General features: G+C 52.5%; 3 protein-coding genes, 3 rRNA genes and 1 pseudogene. All 7 read left to right on the top strand.

What is annotated here, in order from left to right:
* The first annotated feature begins 7 nt into the window (after positions 1 to 7).
* A complete protein-coding gene (gene argF, locus IMCC13023_RS03715; RefSeq protein ID WP_007541386.1) occupies positions 8 to 931 on the top strand; it encodes an ornithine carbamoyltransferase in 924 nt (307 codons plus the stop codon).
* A 29-nt stretch (positions 932 to 960) separates the two neighbouring features.
* On the top strand, positions 961 to 2,361 hold the full coding sequence (argH, locus tag IMCC13023_RS03720; RefSeq protein ID WP_007541389.1) for an argininosuccinate lyase: 1,401 nt from the start codon (positions 961 to 963) through the stop codon (positions 2,359 to 2,361).
* Positions 2,361 to 3,656 (top strand): tyrosine--tRNA ligase, encoded by a 1,296-nt coding sequence (tyrS, locus tag IMCC13023_RS03725; protein WP_007541390.1) that lies wholly within the window; start codon positions 2,361 to 2,363, stop codon positions 3,654 to 3,656. The genes argH and tyrS overlap by 1 nt, the downstream gene beginning before the upstream one ends.
* A 484-nt stretch (positions 3,657 to 4,140) precedes the next feature.
* Positions 4,141 to 5,661, top strand: a 16S ribosomal RNA gene (locus tag IMCC13023_RS03730).
* Between the two features lie 382 nt (positions 5,662 to 6,043).
* Positions 6,044 to 9,144, top strand: a 23S ribosomal RNA gene (locus tag IMCC13023_RS03735).
* Positions 9,145 to 9,243: 99 nt separating this feature from the next.
* Positions 9,244 to 9,360: ribosomal RNA gene (gene rrf / locus IMCC13023_RS03740) — 5S ribosomal RNA — on the top strand.
* The 16S, 23S and 5S rRNA genes sit together here, the layout of an rRNA operon.
* Before the next feature lie 69 nt (positions 9,361 to 9,429).
* Positions 9,430 to 10,580 (top strand): annotated as a pseudogene (locus IMCC13023_RS07015) (hypothetical protein); the annotation flags it as partial.

The following is a 10,580-nucleotide window of genomic DNA, read 5'->3' on the forward strand; positions in this document are numbered from 1 at the left end:
GGACAGATTGACCAAGCACTTTTTGAAAGACGATGACATCACTCCGTCCCAGCAGGCCCAGATTATTGATAGCGCCATCAAGCTAAAGGCGGACCGATTTAGCCAGAGGCCGTTTGCTGGACCTCAAACCGTGGCGGTTATCTTTGACAAGACTTCTACAAGGACAAGAGTTTCTTTCGCCGTCGGTATTGCAGAACTAGGGGGAGTTCCTTTAATCATTGATAGCGGTGTCTCGCAGTTGGGCAAGAAGGAATCGGTGGCTGACACGGCCAGGGTGCTAGAGCGCCAAGTAGCTCAGATCATCTGGCGGACATATGCGCAGGCCGGGCTGGATGAAATGGCGGCCAATTCATCGGTTCCAGTTATAAACGCACTGAGCGACAGTTGGCACCCATGTCAGTTGCTGGCAGATCTGATGACAATAAAAGAATGTTTCGGGAAAACCGAGGGCCTAAAGCTTGCCTACGTGGGCGATGCCAATAACAACATGGCAAATAGTTACCTTGTTGCCTGCGCCATGGCGGGTATGGATGTTTCGATCGCCGCTCCAGAAGGCTATGGGCCAGACTCGGCTGTGCTGGATCGAGCCCGAGAAATTGCGGGTAATCAAGGAGGCAAGATTTCCTCGTCTAATGATCCTGTCGAAGCTGTATCCGGTGCTCACGTTGTCGTTACTGACACCTGGGTATCAATGGGCATGGAGGATCAAGCTCGAGAGCGTGCCCTGGTGTTCCAAGCCTTCACGGTGGACTCGGCTTTGATGTCTGGGGCGGAAAAAGACGCAATATTTCTTCATTGCCTCCCTGCTTACCGAGGCTTTGAAGTCAGCGCGGATGTTATTGATGGCAGCCAGTCAAGAGTTTGGCAGGAAGCCGAAAACAGGCTTCATGCGCAGAAGGCCTTGATGGTCTGGCTTGCCGAACAAAACTAAACTTTAGAGAAATAGGAAATTGGGTAGAAATGGCGCAAAGTAAAGACTCACTATGGGGAGGCCGGTTTGCTGGCGGCCCGAGCGAGGCGCTCGAGGCTCTTTCCAAGTCGACTCATTTTGACTGGCGACTTGCGACCTATGACCTAAAGGGCACTTCCGCCCACCTGGTGGCTCTTCATGCCGGAGGCTATCTCACTAAAGATGAGCTTGCGGTGCTGAACAAAGCAGTTGCTGAGCTAACCAAGCGAGTTGAAGACGGTTCCTTCGTGCCAAAGGCAACCGAAGAGGATGTCCACGCTGCTCTTGAACGCGGGCTTATTCAAATAGCCGGGGCTCAGCTTGCCGGAAAGATTAGGGCCGGTCGCTCACGCAATGACCAGATTGCCACCCTGATCAGAATTTTTATGTTGGACGCAGCCGACGCAATTGAGGCACAGGTCCTTGATTACCTGGACGCTCTTTGCAGCCAGGCTGAGAATCACATTGGTGTTGCAATGCCCGGTAGAACACATTTCCAGCTCGCGCAGCCGGTTTTGCTCTCGCACCACTTGCTGGCGCATGCTTGGCCACAGGTTCGAAACCTGCAGCGCCTAGAGGATTGGCGGAAAAGAGCGAATCGTTCGGCCTACGGTGCCGGCGCTTTGGCCGGAAGCACGTTGGGTCTTGATCCAAAGCTTGTTGCCGAAGAGCTTGGGCTCAAGGGCGTTAGCGAGAACAGCATGGATTCCACCAGCAGTCGCGACTTAGTTGCGGAGTTCGTGTTCATCTTGAGTTTGATCGGGATCGACCTTTCAAGAATTAGCGAAGAGGTGATTGCCTGGGTTTCTTATGAGTTCGGGTACGCGACTCTTGCAGACGAGTTTTCAACTGGATCCTCGATAATGCCTCAGAAAAAAAACCCAGACATCGCCGAATTGACCAGAGGCAAATCCGGAAGGCTCATTGGAAACTTAACTGGACTTCTAGCGACTTTCAAGGGCTTGCCGCTTAGTTACAACCGAGACCTGCAGGAGGACAAGGAGCCAATGTTCGACTCCTTTGACTCTCTCATGCTTATTTTCCCGGCCTTTATCGGAATGATCTCTACTCTGACCTTTGATAAGGAACGATTGGAATTCCTGGCGCCCAAGGGCTTCTCGCTTGCGACTGACGTTGCGGAGTGGCTCGTCAAGCAGGGCGTTGTTTTCAGGGATGCCCACGAAATTACCGGTCAGTTGGTCCAGTTCTGCGAGGCGAATGAGCTTGAGCTTGATCAGGTCAGCGATGAGCAACTAGCAAATGTTTCTAAGCACCTAAAGCCTGAAGTTAGAAAAGTTCTGAAGGTTTCCGGTTCGATTGAGGCAAGAAATGGTGCGGGAGGAACTTCTTCCTCCCAGGTAATCGATCAGCTAGTTGCTCTTCGCAAGCTTGCGCCGCATCGGAGGAGCTAATGGCCGACTCATCAACACTTTCAGCTCAAAGGAACGACTCTGCATTCACTCACGTGTTAGATGAGCTCAATTGGCGAGGTCTGGTGGCCCTGTCGACTGATGCTGCCGCGCTCAAGGAAGCCTTGAATGAACCGATTACTTTTTATTGCGGCTTTGACCCAACTGCACCGAGTCTTCACCTGGGAAACTTGGTCCAGTTACTCACCATGCGCCGATTGCAATTAGCCGGGCATCACCCGCTCGCGTTGGTCGGGGGAGCAACTGGGTTGATCGGCGACCCAAAGCCGACTGCGGAGCGAACGCTGAACGATCGAGAGACCGTTGCTAGTTGGGTTATCAAGCTAAGCGATCAGAATCGAAAGTTTTTATCATTCGAGGGTGAAAACAAGGCGGAAATGGTGAATAACCTTGATTGGACCAGCCAATACAGTGCGATTGACTTCCTGAGAGATATCGGGAAGCACTACCGGGTCGGCAAGATGCTTGCAAAAGATGCTGTGAGCGCGCGGCTGAACTCGGACAGCGGTATCAGCTACACCGAGTTCAGTTACCAAATTCTTCAGGGGTTAGATTTCTTGGAGCTTTATAGGCGTTTCGATTGTGTTCTTGAAACCGGCGGCAGCGATCAATGGGGAAACCTTACCTCTGGGGCAGATCTGGTTCATCGGGTTGAGGGCAAGAGCGTTCACTTGATCGCGACACCATTGATTACAAACGCAGATGGTAAAAAGTTCGGTAAGTCCGAGGGCAACGCAGTTTGGCTCGATAAGGACCTCACTAGCGCCTACGCGATGTATCAGTTCTGGCTAAATACCGATGACGCTGATGTTGTGGACCGCCTAAAGGTATTTACTTTCCTAACTCGCAAAGAGGTTGAGGATTACGAGCAACAAGTCTTAGCCGAACCGCATAAGCGAGCAGCCCAGCGCAGGCTGGCACTCGAGGTTACCGAGCTAGTGCACTCTGAAAAAGAGGCCATGGCCGCGGAGAAGGCCTCTCAGGCGCTATTTGGGCAAGGTGAGCTGGCCGAGCTTGAGCCGGAAACATTGCGAGCTGCCCTAAAAGAACTGCCAAATATCAGTTGCGAAATTGGCATTACGGTCGTGACCGCCTTGGTGGAGTCGGGTCTAGTGGAATCTAATGGCCAAGCTCGCCGTGCAATCGCCCAAGGTTCGGTTGCCGTCAACAAAAACAAGGTTACCGACGAGCTTGCCCTGATAGACCAGTATTTACCCGGAAAAGTAGCTGTTTTGTCGCGCGGAAAAAAGTCTCTGGCGGGCTTGTTTTTCAACTAAAACACGCCGGTTGATCTTGGATTTGACAAGGTTATAAAAACGTGACTAAGCTTTCCCGAGTTAGCCAAAGTTAGGCAAGATCCGATTGAGATCGCCGGCTCAAGTACAACACTTCCAAGTACTAAATATTGGCCCTTGTGGCTTGGTGTTTTAGTGTCTAGGATTTAGGTCTCCCAACTAGGGAAATCGCAAAAAATTACTGGGTAACCAGGAGTTGACAGCGGCCCCAAAATCGGTAGACTTGAAAAGTTGCTCTGCGTAGGACCCGGAAGGGAAATCACAGAAGCATCCGATCTTTGAGAACTCAACAGCGTGCACTATGTAATGCCAAAAACCTTGGTAGGAACTTGTTCCTGCCAAGATCCTTTTTGGATAAAGATATGAAACAGAATTGTCAGTAGACAGTTCGAAAGCCAAATCAAATTGATCGCCTCATTTCCGAGGCGTTCGTAAAAGCTTTGCCGATTTATCGGCAGAATTGATTTTTACGGAGAGTTTGATCCTGGCTCAGGACGAACGCTGGCGGCGTGCTTAACACATGCAAGTCGAACGATGAAGCTGGAGCTTGCTCCGGCGGATTAGTGGCGAACGGGTGAGTAACACGTGAGCAATCTGCCCTTGACTCTGGGATAACTGCGGGAAACTGTAGCTAATACCGGATACTTTCCTCGGTGGGCATCCACTGAGGAAGAAAGAATTTCGGTCAAGGATGAGCTCGCGACCTATCAGCTAGTTGGTGAGGTAAAGGCTCACCAAGGCGACGACGGGTAGCCGGCCTGAGAGGGTGACCGGCCACACTGGGACTGAGACACGGCCCAGACTCCTACGGGAGGCAGCAGTGGGGAATATTGCACAATGGACGAAAGTCTGATGCAGCAACGCCGCGTGAGGGACGAAGGCCTTCGGGTTGTAAACCTCTTTTAGCAGGGAAGAAGCGAAAGTGACGGTACCTGCAGAAAAAGCACCGGCTAACTACGTGCCAGCAGCCGCGGTAATACGTAGGGTGCAAGCGTTGTCCGGAATTATTGGGCGTAAAGAGCTCGTAGGCGGTTTGTCGCGTCTGCTGTGAAATTTCGAGGCTCAACCTCGAACTTGCAGTGGGTACGGGCAGGCTAGAGTGCAGTAGGGGAGATGGGAATTCCTGGTGTAGCGGTGGAATGCGCAGATATCAGGAGGAACACCAATGGCGAAGGCACATCTCTGGGCTGTAACTGACGCTGAGGAGCGAAAGCGTGGGGAGCGAACAGGATTAGATACCCTGGTAGTCCACGCCGTAAACGGTGGGTGCTAGCTGTGGGCCACATTCCACGTGGTCCGTGACGAAGTTAACACATTAAGCACCCCGCCTGGGGAGTACGGCCGCAAGGCTAAAACTCAAAGGAATTGACGGGGGCCCGCACAAGCGGCGGAGCATGCGGATTAATTCGACGCAACGCGAAGAACCTTACCAAGGCTTGACATATACAGGAAAAGCGTAGAAATACGCTCCCCGCAAGGTCTGTATACAGGTGGTGCATGGTTGTCGTCAGCTCGTGTCGTGAGATGTTGGGTTAAGTCCCGCAACGAGCGCAACCCTCGTCCTATGTTGCCAGCACGTAATGGTGGGAACTCATGGGATACTGCCGGGGTCAACTCGGAGGAAGGTGGGGATGACGTCAAATCATCATGCCCCTTATGTCTTGGGCTTCACGCATGCTACAATGGCCGGTACAGAGGGCTGCAATACCGTAAGGTGGAGCGAATCCCAAAAAGCCGGTCTCAGTTCGGATTGAGGTCTGCAACTCGACCTCATGAAGTCGGAGTCGCTAGTAATCGTAGATCAGCAACGCTACGGTGAATACGTTCCCGGGCCTTGTACACACCGCCCGTCAAGTCACGAAAGTCGATAACACCCGAAGCCGGTGGCCTAACCGCAAGGAGGGAGCCGTCGAAGGTGGGATTGGTAATTGGGACTAAGTCGTAACAAGGTAGCCGTACCGGAAGGTGCGGCTGGATCACCTCCTTTCTAAGGAGCATCTCGGAGAACTTCGGTTCTCCAAAAGAGAGCCACTTGCAGGCATATGTCCTGCAGCTGGTCAGCTCAGGGTGGAACATTACATGGAATTTTTGAACAAATCCAACAAGCAGTACGCCCTTACGGGTCGGAAACTTGCTGGAGGAGTTCGTGATTAGCACGCTGTTGGGTCCTTGGGGATCGGAAACGATAACCCAGGGGCCATTTCGAGTTTCGACTCATCATGGTCAGGTTCGTATTGAGTAAGGAAACTTACGAATGCGGAACCGCCCGTACTTTGAGAACTACATAGTGGACGCGAGCATCTTTAGACTTGGATTTATTCCAGGTCTACGATTTATTGCGAATTTATTCGTGATAGATCATCTTTGTGTGTCAAGTTTCAAAGAGCACACGGTGGATGCCTTGGCAATAGGAGCCGATGAAGGACGTAGCAATCTGCGATAAGCCTCGGGGAGTTGATAAGCAAACTTTGATCCGAGGATTTCCGAATGGGGAAACCCAGCTGGACTAGATCCAGTTACTCCTGTCTGAATGTATAGGACAGGTAGAGGGAACGTGGGGAAGTGAAACATCTCAGTACCCACAGGAAGAGAAAACAACAGTGATTCCGTTAGTAGTGGCGAGCGAACGCGGAAGAGGCCAAACCAGACATGTGTGATAGCCAGCAGGCGTTGCATGTTTGGGGTTGCGGGACTTCTCTGCAGATCTGCTGATCTGCACGAGTAGGTAAATGATGTAGACGAATGGTCTTGAACGGCCAGTCATAGAGGGTGCGAACCCCGTAGTCGAAACGTTATTTCCGCTCGAGAAGTATCCCAAGTAGCACGGAACCCGTGAAATTCTGTGTGAATCTGCGAGGACCACCTCGTAAGCCTAAATACTACCTATTGACCGATAGCGGACAAGTACCGTGAGGGAAAGGTGAAAAGTACCCCGGGAGGGGAGTGAAATAGTACCTGAAACCGTGTGCTTACAATCCGTCGGAGCCAGCATGTTCTGGTGACGGCGTGCCTTTTGAAGAATGATCCTGAGAGTTAGTGATCTGTGGCGAGCTTAACCCGAGAGGGGGAGGCGTAGCGAAAGCGAGTCTGAATAGGGCGCTTTAGTCGCAGGTTCTAGACCCGAAGCGAGGTGATCTATCCATGGCCAGGTTGAAGCGACGGTAAGACGTCGTGGAGGACCGAACCCACTTCAGTTGAAAATGGAGGGGATGAGCTGTGGATAGGGGTGAAAGGCCAATCAAACCTCGTGATAGCTGGTTCTCTCCGAAATGCATTTAGGTGCAGCGTCTTGTGTTTCTCTCTGGAGGTAGAGCTACTGGATAGCCGATGGGCCCTAAAAGGTTACTGACGTTAGCCAAACTCCGAATGCCAGAGAGTTAGAACAAGGCAGTGAGACTGCGGGGGATAAGCTTCGTAGTCGAAAGGGAAACAGCCCAGACCACCAACTAAGGTCCCTAAGCGCTTGCTAAGTGGGAAAGGATGTGGAGTCGCATAGACAACCAGGATGTTGGCTTAGAAGCAGCCACCATTAAAAGAGTGCGTAATAGCTCACTGGTCAAGTGATTCCGCGCCGACAATATAACGGGGCTCAAGCAAGTCACCGAAGTTGTGGCATTTGTACATTGCTAGGTCGTAAGATCCAGGCGTACAGATGGGTAGGAGAGCGTCGTGTGGCGAGCGAAGCGGCGGGGTGACCCAGCCGTGGACGCCACACGAGTGAGAATTCAGGAATGAGTAGCGAAATGCGGGTGAGAAACCCGCACCCCGAATGACTAAGGGTTCCAGGGCCAGGCTAATCCGCCCTGGGTAAGTCGGGACCTAAGGCGAGGCCGACAGGCGTAGTCGATGGACAACGGGTTGATATTCCCGTACCGGCGAAGAACCGACCAAACTAATCCAGTAATGCTAAGTAGCTGAAGCTGCTTACTGATGCCTTCGGGCAGAGGTGGGCAGTCGAGCCTACGACCCTATGCTGGTGCGGTTAACGTATTAACAGGTGTGACGCAGGAAGGTAGCCTCCGCGGGGCGATGGTTGTCCCCGTTTAAGGATGTAGGGCGAGAGATAGGCAAATCCGTCTCTCACATAGCCTGAGATCTGATGATGAGTCCTTATGGACGAAGTGGGTGATCCTATGCTGCCAAGAAAAGCATCGACGTGAGGTTCAAGCTGCCCGTACCCCAAACCGACTCAGGTAGTCAAGTAGAGAATACTAAGGGGATCGAGAGAATCGTGGTTAAGGAACTCGGCAAAATGCCCCCGTAACTTCGGGAGAAGGGGGGCCTGAGGCGTGAAGACATTTACTGTTGGAGCGCTGTATGGCCGCAGAGACCAGTGGGGAGCGACTGTTTATCAAAAACACAGGTCCGTGCGAAGTCGCAAGACGATGTATACGGACTGACGCCTGCCCGGTGCTGGAAGGTTAAGAGGATGGGTTAGCTTCGGCAAAGCTCAGAATTTAAGCCCCAGTAAACGGCGGTGGTAACTATAACCATCCTAAGGTAGCGAAATTCCTTGTCGGGTAAGTTCCGACCTGCACGAATGGCGTAACGACTCCCCAACTGTCTCAACCGCGAACTCGGCGAAATTGCACTATGAGTGAAGATGCTCATTACGCGCAGAAGGACGAAAAGACCCCGTGACCTTTACTATAGCTTGGTATTGGTGTTCGGTGCTGCATGTGTAGGATAGGTGGGAGACTATGAAGCTTGGACGCTAGTTCAGGTGGAGTCATTGTTGAAATACCACTCTTGTAGCCCTGGATATCTAACCGCGAACCGTGATCCGGTTCCGGGACAGTGCCTGGTGGGTAGTTTAACTGGGGCGGTTGCCTCCTAAAAAGTAACGGAGGCGCCCAAAGGTTCCCTCAGCCTGGTTGGTAATCAGGTGTCGAGTGTAAGTGCACAAGGGAGCTTGACTGTGAGACTGACAAGTCGAGCAGGGACGAAAGTCGGGACTAGTGATCCGGCAGTGGCTTGTGGAAGCGCTGTCGCTCAACGGATAAAAGGTACCTCGGGGATAACAGGCTGATCTTGCCCAAGAGTCCATATCGACGGCATGGTTTGGCACCTCGATGTCGGCTCGTCGCATCCTGGGGCTGTAGTTGGTCCCAAGGGTTGGGCTGTTCGCCCATTAAAGCGGCACGCGAGCTGGGTTCAGAACGTCGTGAGACAGTTCGGTCTCTATCCTCTGCGCGCGCAGGAAATTTGAGAAGACCTGACCCTAGTACGAGAGGACCGGGTTGGACAAACCTCTGGTGTGTCAGTTGTACTGCCAAGTGCACCGCTGATTAGCTACGTTTGGGAGGGATAACCGCTGAAAGCATCTAAGCGGGAAGCCTGCTTCAAGATGAGATTTCCATGACTTTATTGTCGAGAGGGCCGCAGCTAGACTACTGCGTTGATAGGCGGGATGTGGAAGTGCTGAAAGGCATGGAGCTGACCCGTACTAATAGCCCGATAACTTGATACAAATTCAAATTTGTGCTTGCGTCCACTGTGTGGTTCTCGAGGTATGGTCGAGAACCGAATATAAGCTTATGCTTAATCGATTCACATAACTCAATAGTGTTTCGGCGGCCATAGCGAGAGGGAAACGCCCGGTTACATTCCGAACCCGGAAGCTAAGACTCTCAGCGCCGATGGTACTGCAGGGGAGACCCTGTGGGAGAGTAGGACACCGCCGGACTTACTTTAGAAATGGCCACTCCTTATGGGGTGGCCTTTTCTATTTAAGCGATTTGCTTTAGGAGCGATCTTGGAACAACGAGGAAAAAGACCTAGGCCCAACGAAGAGGGGCCAAGTGGTCGTGGAGAGCGCACCGATAAGGAGCGCCCGGAATGGCAAACTCGTGTTCATCGAGTCAAAACTGTCGAGAAATCGCCCTTAATTCCCTCCCAGGTAACACCAGACGACATCGATATTTCGGTGCGCGTTCAGCTAAAAACACTCACTGCCGAAAACGCAGAGATGGTGGCCAGGCATCTGGCCATGGTTTCGTTGCTGATTGATGACGATCCCAAGCTCGCTCATAAACACGCCCTTGCCGCCTCAAGAAGAGCCGGCAGACTAGCTGTCGTCCACGAAACACTAGGCCTTACGGCCTACGCAAGCGGTGAATTCGCGCTTGCCATCCGAGAATTACTTACACATCGAAGACTTTCTGGATCCAACGACCAACTTCCTTTGATCGTAGATTCAGAGCGAGGGCTTGGGAGGCCCGAGCGCGCTCTTGAGGCCGTAGTTGGCGTTGATCGTTCCAAATTAGATACCGGCGTTCGCATTAATCTTGCGATCGTCCTGTCGGGGGCAAGGCTTGATCTTGGTCAGGCCAAGCTAGCCGTTCAGGAACTAGAGATCCCTGAGCTTAATCCTAAGCGCATCTTTGAACAGTCACCTTTGTTATTCAGGAGTTACGCCGAGTCTCTGCGGGAAGCTGGCAGCGATGGGGACAAGTGGGACGACCTAGCCATTAGGGCCGAGAGGGCAATAGCGGGTCAGGGCGAGGAGCTATTTCAGGTTTTTGAGGAAATAAGCATTCCCACTAGCGAGGACTTCGAAAGGTCAGCGAAGCCTGCTGGCTCGTTCAATAAGAGCGATCGTAAATTCACTCCGGGTGAGCGTAAATTCACACCGAGAGAGGGAGGCGTAGCTAGGTCTGATCGAGCTGACAGGACAGATCGCCCAAGCCGTCCGGATTCCGCTCGTCCAAGTCGCCCTTCCTCAGATCGCTCAAGTCGTCCAGATTCTGGTCGTCCAAGTCGCCCTTCCTCAGATCGTTCCGAGAGGACTGATCGTCCAAGCCGACTAGACCGTTCTGATCGACCTGACAGGACAGATCGCTCAAGTCGTCCAGATTCTGGTCGTCCGAGTCGTTCTTCCTCAGATAGACCGGAGAGGACAGATCG

It is taken from the genome of Candidatus Aquiluna sp. IMCC13023, assembly GCF_000257665.1.
Classification (GTDB): Bacteria; Actinomycetota; Actinomycetes; order Actinomycetales; family Microbacteriaceae; genus Aquiluna.